Source organism: Collinsella sp. AF23-2 (assembly GCF_003459245.1).
Classification (GTDB): Bacteria; Actinomycetota; Coriobacteriia; order Coriobacteriales; family Coriobacteriaceae; genus Collinsella.
Window position 1 is genome coordinate 105,469 of the sequence record NZ_QRVG01000003.1, and the last position, 15,976, is coordinate 121,444.

Below are 15,976 nucleotides of genomic sequence, written 5' to 3' on the forward strand. Positions count from 1 at the left end.
CGTCCAAGCTCAACTGTTCCTGCTCAGAATATCCAGCACCGTAAACCTAAGTGAGTAGACTTTTCGCGACCTGCCGAGCACACCCAAAACAGCCGCCTCCGTGACCTGCGGTTTTACTAAAACAGATACGCTTTGTGCTCGCTTTGCGCCAAAAAGTCTACTCACTTAGCTCGCAAGGCGTCCCGAAGGGACGATTCAGGTCAAAATAGCGTACGAACGCTGCACTTCTTGCGGCGATTTGATACCGCAAGACAGCCAAAAACCTGTCCCTATATGGTAGGTTTGAAACCTTGGACGACAAGTGCGGGAAACCAGGTTGGTTTGGGTTGGTTGGGCGTGCGCTCGGCCAGGACCAGCTCCATCCAGCACATGTCGTACCAGCGACCGAACTTTTGGGCGCAGCGATCGAAGGCGCCCACCAGGCGATATCCCATATGGGCATGGAAATCCTGGCTGTTGTGCGTCAGATACTCGTCGTCCTTATCGTGCGGCACGGCGATGAGCGCGCACATGCTGGTGATGCCCATCGCGACCAAGCATTGCTTGAGCGCGTCGTGCAGCCTGCGGCCCAGCCCGCCGTGGCGCACGTCGCGCGCCAGATAGATCGACGTCTCGACCGACCAGTCATAGGCCTCGCGGCTGTTAAGCGCGCTCACATAGGCATAGCCCACTGGACGCCCGTCCAACTCCATCACCAGATACGGATAGCGCTTGAGTGTACGCTCGATGCGCCCGGCGAACTCCTCAACGCTCGGCACCTCGTATTCGCAGGTTATCGCCGTCTCGCGTACATACGGCTCATAGATGGCAAGCAGCGCCGGCGCATCATCGGGCGTCGCCAGGCGAATCGTCGGCTCGGACATCTCGGGCATACAGCCCCTCCCCCACAAAAGCAAAGGCCGCCCTGCGCCAAACCCAGGCGTAGGGCGGCCCCTCGTCATTACATCAAGCTACAGGACAGCCGCCAGCGCGTCGATGTCCTCCTGCGTCGTGGCCCAGCTGGTGCAAAAACGCACCACGGTGCGGGTCTCGTCGTGCTTTTCCCAGTACTCGATCGAGGCGTGCTCGCGAATGCGGGCCATATCCTCGTTGGGCAGAATCACGAACTGTTGGTTCGTAGGCGTCTCCAAGAAGAACTCGTAGCCGCGCTCATGCAGCACGCGGCGCAGCGCCTGAGCCGTCTCAATCGCCTGGCGACCGATCTCAAAATACAGGCCATTGGTAAAGAGCGCCTCAAACTGCACGCCCGTCAGGCGGCCCTTGGCCAGCAGCGCGCCGTGCTGCTTAATGCGCGGAATGGGATGCGCCGGAGCGTGCATGCCGCAGACCACCACAGCCTCGCCGCAGAGCGCGCCGCACTTGGTGCCGCCAATGTAGAATACGTCGCACAGCTGCGCCAGCTCGGGCAGGGTAATGTCGCACTCATCGGCCGCCAGCGCATAGGCCAGGCGGGCGCCATCCACAAACAGCGGAATCTCGCGCTTCTGGCACACCGCATGGATTGCCGCGAGCTCAGCCTTGGAGTACAGCGTGCCGTACTCGGTCGACAGGCTCACATACACGGCGCCCGGAAACACCATGTGCTCACAGCTCTCGTTTTCGTAGAACACTTGGATATAGTTTTCGAGATCCTCGGCGTGCATCTTGCCCTCGTAGCCGGGGATGGTGAGCACCTTGTGGCCGCCAAACTCGATGGCGCCCGCCTCGTGGCAGGCGACGTGACCAGTCTCAGCAGCAACGACGCCCTCGTAGGGCGCAAGCAGCATGTCGATCACCGTCGCGTTGGCCTGCGTGCCGCCCACCAGAAAAAACACGTCGGCATCGGGGGCCTGACAGGCCTCGCGAATAAGGTGCTTGGCACGCTCGGTGTGCGCATCGGTGCCGTAGCCGGGCTGCGGCTCCATATTGGTGTCGACGAGCGCCTGCAGCACCGCCGGATGGGCGCCGTGGGAATAGTCGTTGTTAAACGCGAGCATGACAATCCTCTCTTACCGGGTATCGGCCAGATGATTCAAACGGGGCTATTGTACGCCGTTGGGATAGGCAATGCGCGCGGCAAGGCACTCAAGTGCCAGCACCAGGGCAAAGCCGCAGCTCACGTCACTCAAAAAGTGCGCTCCGATCACGATGCGGCCAAAAGCGACGAGCGCCGCAACCACAGCGGCAGCCCAAAAGACCACGCGGCGGCGCGACGGCCTTTCCTTAAAGGCCGCCGCGGGAAGCCCGGCGAGCATAAGGCCGATCGCCGCGTGCGCGGTGTGCCCGCTCGCGAACGACTTAAAGCCGTCCTTGATCACGCCGGCGGCAATATAGCTCCACTTATCGGGATTGCCGATTACCCACCACGGTTGAAAATTGAGCCCCGGCGTGACCTCGATCACGCGCATGCGCGGGCGCGACCACAGCGGCTTGACGATCACGTTGAGGATAATGGCCTGAGCGACCCACACGGCAAGCACCATCAACGCCCAGCGCGTGAGCTCGTCGGGATCGGTGTCGCGTGTGAGGCGGTAGGCGATAAGGTTGGCAGCGATGACCAGCACAAACGTCAGCACCAGCTGAAACGCGATGAGTTTGCCGCCGACACGCTGCGATCCGACAATCTCGTAGCCGAGCAGGCCCACGTTGATGAGAATGCCCAGCGCGGCGAGCCACTTGCTTGCCTTGGAATCGGGGCGCACCGCTCGCACGAGCATAACGCCCGCGATGCTCGCCGTCAGCTCAAACGGTAGCTCGCCGGCCGCCTCGACAAAGCGACCGTACATGCTGCCGATGTTGAACAGCGCGCTCGAAATCTGATAATCGAAGAAACTGCCCACGCCCAGGCAGAGGGCAAGGATAACCGCGATAGCAGCGGCGTCTTTCTTATAGATGTACCCGAACATGCTTTCCTTTCGATGGAACCAGATTGCCCAAATGGGGCGTTTGCAGCGTCGACCCGTTAGTCATCGTCGCTCGCGCCCAGCTGCTGCAGCAGCATGAGCGCAGCCGCCACCGGGCCGGTGCCGTCGTTGGCATCGAGGCCGCGACCCAGGCCGCTGCCCGCGCCGGCGCCCGCCTTGTAGGGCACGGAGAGCTTGCGACTCTTGGGAAAGTTCACCGCGCCATAGCGGGTCTTTAGTTCAAAAGCCACCTTCTTGGGCACGTCGACGCCCAAAAACGTGATGCGGCCGCCACTGAGTGTGACGCTCTCGAGTCCCAGGCGCTCGCCGCGGATACGGATGCGCGCGCGGTTGAACAGGTTGAGCCCCGCCAACGGCAGCTCACCGTGCGCGGCCTCGGTCTCCTCCTGCACCTCATCGATGCTCTCCAGGTCCTCGGCCGCCGCAAGTTTGCGGTACACGAGCACGCGCTGATCCACCGCCGGCATGTACTCCTCGGACAAGAAGTAATCGGCCGGCAGGTTGATGCCCACGCTCGCCGCCTCCACGCCGGCATCGTCATCGCCGCGCGCCTCGGCCACGGCCTGTCCCAGCATCTGCGTAAACAGGTCGAAGCCCACGCTCGACAGGTTACCGTGCTGTTCGGCACCCATAAGCGAACCGGCGCCGCGGATCTCCAGGTCGCGCATGGCGATGCGCATGCCGCTGCCCAGGTCCTGGAACTCGGAAAGCGCGGTCAGGCGTGCCGTGGCCTCCTCGGTAAGCGGCAGCTCGCCTGGGAACATAAAGTACGCGTATGCCTGCGTGGCTGAGCGGCCCACGCGGCCCTTGAGCTGGTAGAGCTGTGCCAGGCCCAGGCGCTGCGAGTCCTCGATGATGAGCGTGTTGGCGGTCGCGTTGTCGATACCGCTCTCCACGATGGTCGTGGCGATGAGCACGTCAATCTTCTTGGTCGCGAACTCGATCATCACGTCCTCGACCTCGCGCGGGCTCATCTTGCCGTGCGCCACGCCCACGCGCGCCTCGGGCGCGGCCTCGTGCACGCGCGCCACGGCGTCGTCGATGGTCTTGACGCGGTTGGACACGTAATACACCTGGCCGCCGCGGCCCACCTCCAGGCGAATCGCCGCGCTCACCACGTCGGGATCGTACTCTCCCACGTGCACGATCACGGGGCGGCGCCCGGTCGGCGGCGTGGTGATCAGGCTCATGTCGCGCACGCCGCTCGTGGCCATCTGCATGGTTCGCGGAATCGGCGTTGCCGAAAGCGTGAGCACGTCAATCTGCTCGCGCAGGTTCTTGAGCTGCTCCTTGTGCTGCACACCAAAGCGCTGCTCTTCGTCGATGATCACCATGCCCAGGTTCTTGGGGTTCACGTCGGCAGAAAGCAGGCGGTGCGTGCCGATCAGCACGTCGATCGTGCCCTCGGCAAACGCCTTGAGCGCGCGCTTTTGCTGCGCCGGGGTGCGGAAGCGGCTGAGCACTTCGACCTCGAGGCCAAACGGGGCAAAGCGCTCAAAGAACGTCTCGTAGTGCTGCTGGGCCAGAATGGTCGTGGGGCAGAGCACCATGACTTGGCGGCCGGAGTCCACGCACTTAAACGCCGCGCGCAGGGCGACCTCGGTCTTGCCGAAACCCACGTCGCCGCACAGCAGGCGGTCCATGGGCTTGGGTGCCTCCATGTCGGCCTTTATGTCGGCGATAGCCTCCAGCTGGTCGCGCGTCTCGTCGTAGGGGAAGCTCTGCTCCATCTCGATCTGCTCGGGCGTGTCGGGCGGGCAAGCGATACCGGTAATCGAAGAGCGGCGCGTATACAGATCGACCAGGTCAAACGCCAGCTTTTTGGCGTTCTTGCGCGCCTTGTTGGTGGCGCGCGTCCAGTCGGCGGTGTTGAGCCTGGTCAGGCGCGGCTTGTCGCCGTCGGGGCCAACATAGCGTGTGATGCGGTCAACCTGCTCGAGCGGCACGTAGAGCTTGTCGCCGTCGGCATATTCCAGCAAAAAGTAGTCGCGCTCCTTGCCGCCCACTTCCTGGCGCGCGATCTCGCTAAAGAGCGCGATGCCGTGAGTGGCGTGCACCACGTAGTCGCCCGGCTTAAACGGAAACGTGATCTGCGTAATGTCCACCTTGCGGCGGCTGCGCGCGCGGTTGGCGTCCATGCGGGCGTTGAGGTCGGCGATCGAGAACACGGCCAGGTTGGCATCGGGCACCACCACGCCCTGCGGCAAGGCGGCATCGACAAAGGTCACGCGTCCGCGCGAGATGGTGGGCACGGTGGCGCCGGCGGCAGCCTGGGCGGCACCTGCCTCGAGCGAGCGGGCGTTGAGCGCGTCGGCCTTGCGTTCGCGAATTGCAGCATGAGCATCCTGGCGGACAGCACGATCGGCAGAATCCGCCGCTGCCACGCGCACACGGTCGCCAATAGCGCCCGCGTTTTCGGGCGCGGCCGTCAGCGACTCCTCAAAAGTAATACCCTCATCGCCAAAGGTGAGCTCCATCGACTCGCGCGCACCGCGGTCGGGGATGGCAAATACGCAGGCATAGCGCTTGCCCACGACCTCCTGGATGCGCGTCATAAAGCGATTGTCCGAGCCCGCGATGGCCGGCTGCTCAATCTTGAGCTCTGCCGTCACCGCACCGCCGGCACGAATCAAGCTCACGTAGTTAAGGCGCTGCTGGGCACCAAAGTCGAGTTGCTGGGCACGCACGTACAGGCCGTCCAGACGGTCGACCCCCGCCTCGCCGGCACGTGCCTCGATATCCTCGTAGGCACGCAGGCAATCGTCGAACAGCGAGCGCGGCTCGGACAGCACCACGAGCGCCTTGCCGCTCACGTGCGCCAGCGGGCTCACGGTCTGGCCGTACATCACCGGCAAAAAGCGATCGAGCTCGGGCGTGACGATGCGCGCATCCACCATCTCGAGCAGCGCCGCCAGTTTGCTGTCGTCCTGGCTGGCACGATAGAGCGCCACATGCATGTTGTGGACGGCGTCGTCGGTGAGTGCGAGCTCGCGACAGGGGAAAATCTCGATGCTGTCCTCGTTGCCGATGGTCTGGCCCGTGGAACCCACCATGCGGCGGATGCGGTCGATCTCGTCGCCGAAAAATTCAATGCGCACGGGCGCCTTTTCCTGCGCGGGAAACACCTCGACGGTGTCGCCGTGCACACGGAACAGGCCGGGCGCGTCGGCGGCGCCGGCATTGGTGTAGCCCATGCCCACCAGACACTGCGGCACCTCGTCAAAGGGAATCTCCTCGCCCACCGCAAAAGTAGTGGACTCCCAGTAGCGACTCTCGACCGGCGGCACGCAGCGCAGCAGTGCGCGGGCCGAGGCGACCATAATGCAGTTGTCGCCGCGCACGATGCGCCCGAGCGCCTCGCAGCGCTGCGCCACCACGACGTCGTCGGGCGCCTGCTCGCGCCACGGATAGTCCTTGCGCTCGGGGAAGCGGCACACGTGCGCCAGCCCCACATAGGCGGCAAGGCTGCGGGCGGCACGATCGGCCGCGTCCTCGCCGCTCACGATATAGACCGTGGGGCGCGGACGACGCGCAAACTGGGCGGCCGCCATGAGCGTACGGCCCGACTGCGACACGGCCAGCGTCACGTCCTCGCCGGCATCGAGTCCGGCCTCGACGGTCTGCAAGGCCTCGGCAGTGTAGAGCTGCGCGGCTATACGGTGAATGAGCATGCTGTTCCTCCGGCATCGCAACGCCAAAAGCCCGCCGGGGCAAGCTCGGCGGGTCGTACGTCAAATACATTGTCTGTCATGGTAGCGCATGGAGAGGACTCCAGCTCAAGCGTACGCCCAGCCCCGCAACAAAAACGCCAGACGGAGATGCGTTCCGCCCTACCCCGCTACGCGCACGCTGGGGCACAAATCTGCCAGCGGACACTCGTCACACTTGGGTTTGCGGGCGTCGCAGATCTCGCGGCCAAAGGTGATCCACTGATGGTTGACCGACTCCCAATACTCGTGCGGCAAAATCTTGAGCAGATCCTGCTCGGTCTTGAGCGGTTCCTTGGCATGCGTCTTGGGACTCAGCATCAGGCGGTGCGCAATGCGGTTGACGTGCGTGTCCACCGCAATGCCCTCTACGATGCCATACCCCACGTTGAGCACGATGTTCGCCGTCTTGCGTCCCACGCCCGGCAGCTTCACGAGTTCCTTCATGTCGGCCGGCACCTCGCCGCCATAGTCGGCGACGATCATCTGCGCGGCCTCGACGGCATGCTTGGCTTTGCTCTTGTAGAAGCCGAGTGACCTGATGGTGTCCGCCACGTCAGCTACGCTCGCCCCGGCCATGGCCTCGGGCGTGGGCCACTGGGCAAACAGCCGCGGCGTCACCTTGTTGACCTGCGCATCGGTCGTTTGTGCCGAGAGCAGTACCGCGATCAGCAGGCGGAAGGGATTCTCGTGGTCCAAAAAGCACTCGACCGGGCCATAGCGACGGTTGAGGCGCTCACACACCTCGATGGCGCGCTCGCGCTTGGCGGCATTGGTCTCGCGTGGCATAACGACTCCTCGGCTCAACGGCACAATAAACTTATGGGCACAATTGTCCCACGTCCGAGACGCTTACGCCTCCAAGAATGCGCCGGTCTGGCGGCCCCACAGGCTCGCGTACTCGCCACCCGCCTCGACAAGCTGCGCATGCGTGCCGTCCTCGACAATCTCGCCATCGGCCAGCACCACAATGCGGTCGAGCGCCGCCACGGTGGACAGGCGGTGCGCCACCACAATGGAGGTACGTCCACGCATCAGGTTTTCGAGCGCCTCCTGCACCAGCGCCTCGGACTCGCTGTCGAGGGCAGAGGTCGCCTCGTCGAGCACCAGAATCGGCGCGTCGGTTAGGATGGCGCGGGCGATAGCCACGCGCTGACGCTGGCCGCCCGAGAGCTTAACGCCGCGCTCGCCCACCATGGTGTCAAAGCCACGGGGCAAGCGGTCGATAAACTCCAGGGCATTGGCCAGGCGCGCGGCCTCGCGAATCTGCTCGTCGGTGGTGTTGGGACGACCGTAGGCAATGTTTTCGCGAATGGAGCGGTGAAACAGCAGCGCCTCCTGCGGCACGTAGGCAACCTGGCGGCGCAGGCTCTGCTGCGTGCAGCGCGAGACGTTCTGGCCGTCCACGAGCACGCGGCCGCCCTGCACATCGTCCAAGCGCAACAGCAGCTTGGTGAGCGTCGACTTGCCCGAGCCCGATTTACCCACCAGGCCCACGCGCTGGCCCGCCGCCACGTGAAGCGTCAGGTCGTCGAACACGTTCTCGCCCGCCGCGGCGTCACGATATGCAAAGCTCAGGTGCTCAAAATCAATCGCACCTTCGGTCACTTTAAGCTCGGGAGCGTTCTCGTCGTCTGCCACCAGACGCGGCTCGTCCAGCACGCGCGTCATCTCGGCCGCATCACCGAGCGCGCGGTTGATGCGCTGCATCATGGAGCTTACGTAGTTCAGACGCATGGTGAGGTTATAGGTGTAGGTAAAGATCATGACGAGCGAGCCGGCCGAGATGCCAAACCACGCGTTGCCGCCCGCCACGAACACACTCACCACGGCCATGGTGATGACGATAAGGCCCGAGGTCGTAAAGTTGCGCTGCATCATGGCGTGCATCGAGACCGTCTCGGCGTCGCGCGCGGCACGATCGGCGGCGTCGAACAGATCGCGTTCAAAGTCCTCGCGCCCGCAGGTCTTGACGGCCAAGATGTTCGTGACCGCGTCGGAGAGCACGCCCGAGAGCTTGTTCTGGGCGGCGGACGTCGCGGCCGAAAGCGGCATGATGCGCTTGTACATAAGCCAGACAAACGCGATGTAGACGACCATGATGCACACCAGGATCACGGTAAACGTCGGCACCACCGGGGCGAGTGCGGCCACGGTGCAGATGACCGAGGCGATGGTGGGGATGAGCGAATACACCGTCACGTCGACCAGACCGGTGTAGCCGCTCATAAAACGGCTTGTCTGGCTCACAAGCGATCCGCCAAAGCGGCTGGTATGGAATGTCATGGATTGGTTGGAGAGTGTGTCAAAGCACAGGCGCGCCAGGTGATAGTTGCCCGCGATCTCGAGCTTGTAGACGGTGTAGTCCTGCAGCTTGGAGAGGATCTGGCCCACCAGGTTGACGAGCACGAGCGCCAGAATGTAGGGACCGAAGACCTCAAACACCTGGTCACCCGCCACGGGACCGGCTTGAACGCGGTCGACAATGAGGGCCATCACATAGGTATTGGCAAACGTCAGCAAAAAGATGTAGCCCGCCGACGAGAACACCGAGAGAAAGACAATCAGCGGCTGCGTGCGCGTGACATCCCAAAAACGCTGTAGCGTGCGGCGCACGGTGGAGCGTTTGAGCGGGCTGGTGCTTCTCTGAGACATGGGCTTCCTTTCGCGTCTGATAGGGCGAAACGCCATTGTTGCACATTGAAGCGCACTTCAGGCAAGCACGATGCGAAAAGCAGCGGGGCATCCGCGTTTGCGCCGGCGCCCCGCCGTCTTGTTGCAATTAGTCCTCGTCTTCTTGGTCTGTGGGAAAGCCCGCGGGCGTGAGCCCCAAGATCTCATCGGCTTGGTCGGCGTCTTCCAGCGCGTCGATGTCCTTGAGCTTGCGCTCCATGACGTTGGTGCGCGTGGTAATGATGCCCTCGACCGTTTTGCCCGCGGTCTCGATCTGCTGCTGGACGCGGCGCAGCGCCTTTTGATAGCGCGGCAGCTCGGCCTTGACAGCGGAGAGCACGCGCAGTACATCGTCGGTGCGTTTTTGCAGCTTAAACGTTTGGTAACTCATCTGCAGGCTGTTGAGAATGGCCGCCATGGTGCTAGGGCCGGCAACGTTGACATGATAGTCGCGGCCCAGGGTCTCGATAAGCCCGGGGCGGCTGACGACCTCAGCGTACAGCCCCTCAAACGGAACGAACATGATGCCAAAGTTGGTGGTCACGGGCACGCTCAGATACTTTTCGCAGATGTCCTTTGCCTCACGCTTGACCATAGCGTCAAGCGTCTTGCGCGCGGCGGCGACGGCATCCGCGTCGCCCGACTCCTGGGCATCGAGCAGATGCTCGTACGCGTCGCCCGGGAATTTGGAGTCAATCGGCAGCAGTACGGGGTCGCCCTCGTCTACCGGCAGCTTGACGGCAAACTCAACACGCTCCGAGGCGCCGGGCTTGGTGGCAACGTTTTCCAGATACTGATCGGGTGTGAGGATATCCGCCAGGATCGCGCCCAGCTGCACCTCGCCCAAAATGCCGCGCGCCTTGACGTTACCCAGCACGCGCTTAAGGTCGCCCACGCCAGTGGCGATAGATTGCATGTCGCCCAGGCCCTTGTACACGGCCTCGAGCTGGTCGCTCACCTGCTTAAACGATGCAGACAGACGGTCGTTGAGCGTGCGAGAGAGCTTCTCGTCCACCGTCGCACGCATCTGATCGAGCTGCACGTTGTTGTCTTTGCGGATGGCGCCCAGCTGAGCATCGACCGTCTCGCGCACCTTGTCCAGGCGATGCTCGATGCCCTCGCGATTGGCGCCGAGCTGTTGGGCCGTCTCACGGCGCAGGTCATCCATCCGGTCACCAGCTTGCGAGAACTCGCGTGCGATGGCCAGGTAACGTTGCTGCTCCACGGCCGCATCGGTCGTCTGCTGCTGCGCGATGGCATTGGCCGTGCGGCGTGTTTCGGCCAGCGCGACGTTCAGGGCATCGAGCGCGTTGTTGGCCTGCTCGAGTGCTGCCAGCGTTTCCGCGCTACTGTCGCCACGCTCCCGCAACTCGGCACGAAGGCCCTTGAGCTGCAGGGCACAGGCCGCAGCGACCCCCACCGCCACCAAAGCAATCACAATAAGTGCAATATCAATTGCAGACATAAACTCCGCCCAACAAACCCAATCGATCATCAATCAAAACCGCGATCAATCTTACCCCGCCACACACACGGATCACTCACTGCCTTGCAGACAAATTTCTCTTAGAGCCGCGGACGCTAAAACGCTAACTCTCCCAGCCGGCGCGGATGGTTGTTATGACGTCATCTAGGCGCTGGCCCAGGGCCGCTAGATGTTGGAGCACCTCGTTGGGCGATGCACCGTTGAGGATGCACGTGAGGGCATACGACGCCAGAAAGATGGCCGCAAGCCCCAACGGGATGAGCACGATCATCGCCAACGTACGCAGGCGCTGGGCCCAGCGACGGCGACGCGCACGATGCTTGTCGAACGCGAGCTCCTGCGCATATGAATCTTGCTGTACGGAATAGGCCTCTGGCGCCGATTCACACCCGGGCACAGCTGCAGGTACAGCAGCGGGCACGACGTTTTGCACGGGCGCCTGGTTGGCAACCCCTTGCATTTGCATCTCCATGAGTCGTTGCTGCTGACGCAGCATGCGCTCAGCTTGTTGCTGCGGAGTCTCAAGAAACAGATCCATGCTGGCCTCCAAAATCGGAGCATTCGACGCTTACGACCAGCATCCCGCACCGCCATGACCGCGACAACGCAATCGCCGGCAATAGCCACAAAGTTTCTTTTGCTCAAAAGCTGTCGAAAAGCTCAACAACTCCCCTACCAGCACTTTCTCTGAGCTTTTTTCGCCAACAATCTTTTGGCCTTCCACCCTTACGCCAACTGACCAAAATCTAACCAATAGCTTGACGAAAACTGTGGAGACCGGGACCCCACAAAAACGTGCCGCCCCAAAAAGGGGCGGCACACAACCTTTTTTATCAGCTTTTCTGTATCGAGCACGCGACGACCCAACGCCGGAGCGCAGGGCGGGGAAATACCTTTGCCTCGCGCGACCCTGCGGAGCCGTGAGCGAGAGGGAAAGGTATTTCCCCGCCCTGCGCTCCGCAGTCCACGTTCGTATCGGCGCTAGTAGTTCACCACCTGCTCCTCAAAGTACGCCTTGGGGTGGTTGCACACCGGGCACACCTCAGGCGCCTCGGCACCCACATGCAGGTGCCCGCAGTTCAGGCACTTCCACACCTTTACGCCCTCACGCTCAAACACCTCGCCCGACTCGATGCGCTCGACGAGCTTGTTGTAGCGCTCCTCGTGGGCCTTCTCGACGGCGGCGACACCACGGAACTTTGCGGCAATCTCGGCAAAGCCCTCTTCCTCGGCGGTCTTGGCAAACTCGTCGTACATCGTGGTCCACTCGTAGTTCTCACCCGCGGCGGCATCGCGCAGATTGTCCAGGGTATCGGGGACGGCGCCATCGTGCAGATACTTAAACCACAGCTTGGCGTGCTCGGACTCGTTGCCAGCCGTCTCGGCAAAGATGTTCGAGATCTGAACGTAGCCGTCCTTCTTTGCCTTGGAGGCATAGTAGCGATACTTGGTGTGTGCCTGGGACTCACCGGCAAAAGCGGTCTCGAGGTTCTTCTTGGTTTGGGAATTCTCAAAATCCATAGGTGTACTTCCCTTCAACGCATGCCGCCCGTAGGCTTCGAGCGGCCTCGTCTTTAGGATGCCCTCATGCCGAAAATCTAAACCTTACAATCCTGTTCTTCAGATTTGCACGGGCTAGATGCTCAGCCAGCGATCGCCCTCGGCTCGGCAAAAGCCCTCACGCTCCAGGTCGGCCAGAATGCCCGCGACAAGCTCGCGCTCGACCGGTCCACGCCCAGCCGCCGCTTCCATCTCGTTAACGCCCACCACGGCATCAGCAAGCGTAATCCCCGCCGGCTGGCCATCGCGCGCTGCCAGCAACATGCGCACGATATGCGCGCGCTTTTGGCGACGTGAGCCCTCAAACTTTGATTGACGGCTATAGCCCGCCGAGCGCCTGGACGGATTGGGCAACGTCTTTTTTAGATATGCGCCGTAATCTAGCAACGCGTAATACCACGCGCGCGGCGTATCGGCATCATCGAGCGGCACGGCAAAGGGAGCGATCTCGTCGGTCGCCGCACCGGGGGCCGCCGGACAGGCCGCCTGAATCAGCGGCACCAGCTCGCGATCGGGAACAGCCGGTACATCGGGAAAGAAGTGATGCAGAAAGACCGTGCGCACGTTGGTCTCCAGATACACGCCCGGAAGATCAAACGCAAACGACCGGATACCTTGCGCCGTTGCCGGGCCAATACCAGGCAGAGCGACCAAGTCACGCGTCTCGTGCGGAAACTCCCCGCCCCAATCCTCTACGACCCGTTGAGCGGCCCCGTGAAGCGCCAGAGCGCGTCGGTTGTAGCCCATGCCCTGCCAAGCGTCCAAAACATCGGAAGGCGCGGCCTGGGCAAGCGCCTGCACGGTCGGAAAGCGATCGAGCCACGCCGGCATACGCGTCTCCACGCGTGGTACCTGTGTTTGCTGCAGCATGACCTCAGAAAGCCAAATGATGTACGGATCGCGCGTGCGGCGCCACGGAAGGTCGCGATAACGCAGGACCCCTTCCGAACGAATCATCGAACGAAAGGGGTCCTGAATCATGGCTATGCTCCTTATGCGGCGCTATTCCTCCCGGCAAGCGCACGCGCAGGTGGCGTACTCGGGAAACGCTTCGCGGTCGGCGAACTTGGGATCGACGGCCGGGAACTGGCGGTGAGCGACGATGTCGCCGAGCGAAACGGAATCGAGGTAGTCGCGCATCAACGCCTGGGCTCCGGCCCACAGGGGATGATAGCAGCACGTGCCCATGCGCGCACAGTCACCATCGGGCGCGGTGCAATCATTCATAACCATAGGGCCTTGAACGGCCTCGACGACCTGGCGGATAGTGACGTCGTCCGGACTGACCTTGAGACGCATGCCACCGTGGACGCCACGCAGGCTCTCCACAATACCGGCCTGGACCAAACCGTGCTGAATCGAGCGGGCAAACGAATACGGAACATTGACCTCTTCGGCAGCGGTGCGAACAGAAAGCAAACGCTCCGGATCCTCGGCAAGCATCGCCAACATACGAAGGGCGTAATCAGTCTTCCTCGATATGTCCATTTTTCCCCTTTCAAGGAATACGAACAGCTCGAACGAGCTCCGGGGCCGAGCTTGTGTCGAGACGCCAATGACCGCTAGGACATCCAAATGGTAAATCGGATATCCACTGAACGCCGCGCTCGGAGCGAAATGCATCAGATGCGGCCTACGGTGCAATTTAGTATAACCTAACCCCCTGTCTCGTTGAACAGGTGTTGCGCAACAAAGCTGTTGTTCAGACAAATATACTTATTAGATTTTACTTGCGTTCCCGAAGGCGCGGGGATTCTGGGCGAAGATGCGCCAGGGCGATCGTTCTATCGAAACAAAGTGCATCAAACGCAAAAAGCCACGTCCGAAGACGTGGCTTTAATTGCGTTGGCGGGAAGTACGGGGCTCGAACCCGCGACCTCCGACGTGACAGGCCGGCGCTCTAACCAAACTGAGCTAACTCCCCAGGCAGGCGTTCGCGTTTGTTTCCGCTCGCGTGCGCTGCGGGGATTAGTATACACAGAAGTCTGTCCGGCGCGCAACAACTTTTTTGAAAAAATTTTTGGGGCCATCCGGGAGGGTCTCCGGGGCTGGGGGCGGGGGTTAAGTTTGCTGCTCTACAGTCCTGCGCAAGACGGAAAGCACATTAAGTGCTTTCCTTTGCGTGCGGAACTCGCGACAAACTTAACCCCCGCCCCCAGCCCCGGAGACCCTCCCTGCCGTCACATTGTTCAACCAGTTTTTCGGGCGTGCGCCGCTGCGCGGCTAGCCCGCATGCTCCTCGGCGGGGTTGGTCTGATTGTTCTGGTTGGACTTCTTACTTTGGCTCAAAGAAAAACGGGAGATGCGTTGTGCATCCCCCGTTTTTGTTGCGGTTAGTCCAAGTCAATAAACTTGGTGCTTAGGATCTTGCCGTCTTTAACGAGCATTCTGGCCATGGTGGGGCCTCGGGTGCCTCTGGGGTAGCTGGCGCTGCCCGGGTTGAGGACTAAGCAGCGGCCCACTTGGGCTTCTTTGGTTACGTGGGTGTGGCCGTTGATGGCTACGTCTACGGATCCCACCGGAAGGTCTTCGCGGTAGTGGGCTACGGCGAATTTGAGACCTTCGTAGGTAAAGAGCGCAAGACGGTCTACATCGGGGCCGTAGTCGCGGTAGTAATCGTTGTTGCCCAATACGGCCCGCACGGGGGCGATGGTGCACAGGTGCTCGTAGTCCATCTCTGACGTGAGGTCGCCGGCGTGGATGATCAGGTCTGCGCCCTCAAGCTCATCCAAGAGCGCAGGCGATAAATAGCCGTGGGTGTCCGAGATGATGTCGATGCGCTTGGCGCTTGCACTGTTCATGGGATCCCTTCCGCAAAAAACGATTCGGCAGATACATACAAAAAAGGCCCCACGGCTCCGCAGACGATGGGTCTACAGGGCTGCGGGGCCAGTGTGCTAGAGACTCAGGGCCTTCTTGAGCGGCACGACGCGGCGGCGCGAAACCGGCACGCGTTCGTCGACGCCCGTAATGCCCAGTTGGATGGCGCCCGAGGGCACCGTCTCAACGTCCGTGACGCACGCTAGGTTGACGATATAGCGGCGGTGAACACGGAAGAAGCCAAAGTCGCAGAGCTTGGCCTCAAACTGCGCCAGCGAGGTCGTCGACAAAAAGCGATCATCGACGGTATAGATGCAGGAGTAATCGTCCTTTGCCATGATAAAGCGGATGTCATCCACGGGAATGAGCACCTTGCGGCCGCCCTTTTCCACCGGGATACGCTCGATGGTCACCTTGCTGTCCGTAACCGGCTTGGCGCGTTGCATGACCTTCTCGATCGCGCGATCCAAGCGAGCTTCCTCGACCGGCTTCATCAGATAATCGACAGCATCCACGTCGAATGCCTCGACCGCATGGTCGCTATACGCAGTCACAAACACGATCGCCGGCGGATTTTTGAGCTTATGCAGCGCCTCGGCAAGTTGCAGGCCCGAGGCACCGGGCATCGAGATATCGAGAAACACGACATCCACGCGACTTTCCATAAGCATCTCGATGGCGGAGCGGACGCTCGACGCCTCCGTGATCGTGCCGATCTTGCCCGTTTGCTCGAGCAGGAAGCGAAGCTCCGAGCGAGCCGGCGCCTCATCATCCACAATCATCGCACGCAGCATAGGGATAAAACCTTTCGTCAACTAACTACGCCG

Annotated in this window: 13 protein-coding genes and 1 tRNA gene; all 14 read right to left on the bottom strand. The window is 61.9% G+C overall.

Going from position 1 to position 15,976, the window contains the following annotated elements; genetic code table 11:
- Positions 1 to 269 precede the first annotated feature (269 nt).
- The 14 genes from DWY03_RS02730 to DWY03_RS02795 all read right to left on the bottom strand — a co-directional run bounded on the left by DWY03_RS02730 (position 270) and on the right by DWY03_RS02795 (position 15,943).
- Positions 270 to 872 (bottom strand): GNAT family N-acetyltransferase, encoded by a 603-nt coding sequence (locus DWY03_RS02730; RefSeq protein ID WP_117757526.1) that lies wholly within the window; start codon positions 870 to 872, stop codon positions 270 to 272.
- Between the two features lie 78 nt (positions 873 to 950).
- Positions 951 to 1,976: a low specificity L-threonine aldolase gene (locus tag DWY03_RS02735; RefSeq protein ID WP_117839836.1), complete on the bottom strand. Its 1,026-nt coding sequence runs from the start codon at positions 1,974 to 1,976 to the stop codon at positions 951 to 953.
- A 45-nt stretch (positions 1,977 to 2,021) separates the two neighbouring features.
- The gene (locus DWY03_RS02740; RefSeq protein WP_117757524.1) at positions 2,022 to 2,885 is read right to left on the bottom strand and encodes a phosphatase PAP2 family protein; all 864 of its coding nucleotides are present in this window, start codon (positions 2,883 to 2,885) and stop codon (positions 2,022 to 2,024) included.
- A gap of 56 nt (positions 2,886 to 2,941) precedes the next feature.
- Positions 2,942 to 6,574 (bottom strand): transcription-repair coupling factor, encoded by a 3,633-nt coding sequence (mfd, locus tag DWY03_RS02745; RefSeq protein ID WP_117839837.1) that lies wholly within the window; start codon positions 6,572 to 6,574, stop codon positions 2,942 to 2,944.
- A gap of 159 nt (positions 6,575 to 6,733) precedes the next feature.
- Positions 6,734 to 7,399 (bottom strand): endonuclease III, encoded by a 666-nt coding sequence (gene nth, locus DWY03_RS02750; protein ID WP_117839838.1) that lies wholly within the window; start codon positions 7,397 to 7,399, stop codon positions 6,734 to 6,736.
- Positions 7,400 to 7,462: 63 nt separating this feature from the next.
- Positions 7,463 to 9,265 carry an ABC transporter ATP-binding protein gene (locus DWY03_RS02755; RefSeq protein ID WP_117839839.1) on the bottom strand — a complete coding sequence of 601 codons (1,803 nt, stop codon included), beginning with the start codon at positions 9,263 to 9,265 and terminating at the stop codon, positions 7,463 to 7,465.
- A 127-nt stretch (positions 9,266 to 9,392) separates the two neighbouring features.
- Positions 9,393 to 10,748: a DNA recombination protein RmuC gene (rmuC, locus tag DWY03_RS02760; RefSeq protein ID WP_117839840.1), complete on the bottom strand. Its 1,356-nt coding sequence runs from the start codon at positions 10,746 to 10,748 to the stop codon at positions 9,393 to 9,395.
- Positions 10,749 to 10,872: 124 nt separating this feature from the next.
- Complete coding sequence (locus DWY03_RS02765) at positions 10,873 to 11,307, bottom strand: hypothetical protein (RefSeq protein ID WP_117648153.1); 435 nt, start codon at positions 11,305 to 11,307, stop codon at positions 10,873 to 10,875.
- 443 nt (positions 11,308 to 11,750) lie between these two features.
- Positions 11,751 to 12,290, bottom strand: a complete 540-nt coding sequence (gene rbr / locus DWY03_RS02770; RefSeq protein WP_055252097.1) for a rubrerythrin — start codon at positions 12,288 to 12,290, stop codon at positions 11,751 to 11,753.
- Positions 12,291 to 12,404: 114 nt separating this feature from the next.
- Complete coding sequence (locus tag DWY03_RS02775) at positions 12,405 to 13,310, bottom strand: adenine glycosylase (RefSeq protein ID WP_117758024.1); 906 nt, start codon at positions 13,308 to 13,310, stop codon at positions 12,405 to 12,407.
- Positions 13,311 to 13,331: 21 nt separating this feature from the next.
- Positions 13,332 to 13,817, bottom strand: coding sequence for an Rrf2 family transcriptional regulator (locus tag DWY03_RS02780; protein WP_117629049.1), 486 nt, complete (start codon positions 13,815 to 13,817; stop codon positions 13,332 to 13,334).
- 358 nt (positions 13,818 to 14,175) lie between these two features.
- Positions 14,176 to 14,253 (bottom strand) — tRNA-Asp (locus tag DWY03_RS02785).
- 409 nt (positions 14,254 to 14,662) lie between these two features.
- The gene (locus DWY03_RS02790) at positions 14,663 to 15,130 is read right to left on the bottom strand and encodes a YfcE family phosphodiesterase (RefSeq protein WP_117584170.1); all 468 of its coding nucleotides are present in this window, start codon (positions 15,128 to 15,130) and stop codon (positions 14,663 to 14,665) included.
- A 96-nt stretch (positions 15,131 to 15,226) separates the two neighbouring features.
- Entirely contained in the window at positions 15,227 to 15,943 is a 717-nt protein-coding gene (locus tag DWY03_RS02795) for a LytTR family DNA-binding domain-containing protein (RefSeq protein ID WP_006235156.1), read from the bottom strand.
- Between the last annotated feature and the right edge of the window lie 33 nt (positions 15,944 to 15,976).

What these genes read in the sequence shown, in the direction of transcription:
- DWY03_RS02775 (WP_117758024.1), bottom strand. Translation starts at nt 13,310, where the DNA reads ATGATTCAGGACCCCTTTCGTTCGATGATTCGTTCGGAAGGGGTCCTG.
- nth (WP_117839838.1), bottom strand. Translation starts at nt 7,399, where the DNA reads ATGCCACGCGAGACCAATGCCGCCAAGCGCGAGCGCGCCATCGAGGTG.
- DWY03_RS02755 (WP_117839839.1), bottom strand. Translation starts at nt 9,265, where the DNA reads ATGTCTCAGAGAAGCACCAGCCCGCTCAAACGCTCCACCGTGCGCCGC.
- mfd (WP_117839837.1), bottom strand. Translation starts at nt 6,574, where the DNA reads ATGCTCATTCACCGTATAGCCGCGCAGCTCTACACTGCCGAGGCCTTG.
- rbr (WP_055252097.1), bottom strand. Translation starts at nt 12,290, where the DNA reads ATGGATTTTGAGAATTCCCAAACCAAGAAGAACCTCGAGACCGCTTTT.
- DWY03_RS02790 (WP_117584170.1), bottom strand. Translation starts at nt 15,130, where the DNA reads ATGAACAGTGCAAGCGCCAAGCGCATCGACATCATCTCGGACACCCAC.
- DWY03_RS02740 (WP_117757524.1), bottom strand. Translation starts at nt 2,885, where the DNA reads ATGTTCGGGTACATCTATAAGAAAGACGCCGCTGCTATCGCGGTTATC.
- DWY03_RS02795 (WP_006235156.1), bottom strand. Translation starts at nt 15,943, where the DNA reads ATGCTGCGTGCGATGATTGTGGATGATGAGGCGCCGGCTCGCTCGGAG.
- rmuC (WP_117839840.1), bottom strand. Translation starts at nt 10,748, where the DNA reads ATGTCTGCAATTGATATTGCACTTATTGTGATTGCTTTGGTGGCGGTG.
- DWY03_RS02730 (WP_117757526.1), bottom strand. Translation starts at nt 872, where the DNA reads ATGCCCGAGATGTCCGAGCCGACGATTCGCCTGGCGACGCCCGATGAT.
- DWY03_RS02735 (WP_117839836.1), bottom strand. Translation starts at nt 1,976, where the DNA reads ATGCTCGCGTTTAACAACGACTATTCCCACGGCGCCCATCCGGCGGTG.
- DWY03_RS02780 (WP_117629049.1), bottom strand. Translation starts at nt 13,817, where the DNA reads ATGGACATATCGAGGAAGACTGATTACGCCCTTCGTATGTTGGCGATG.
- DWY03_RS02765 (WP_117648153.1), bottom strand. Translation starts at nt 11,307, where the DNA reads ATGGATCTGTTTCTTGAGACTCCGCAGCAACAAGCTGAGCGCATGCTG.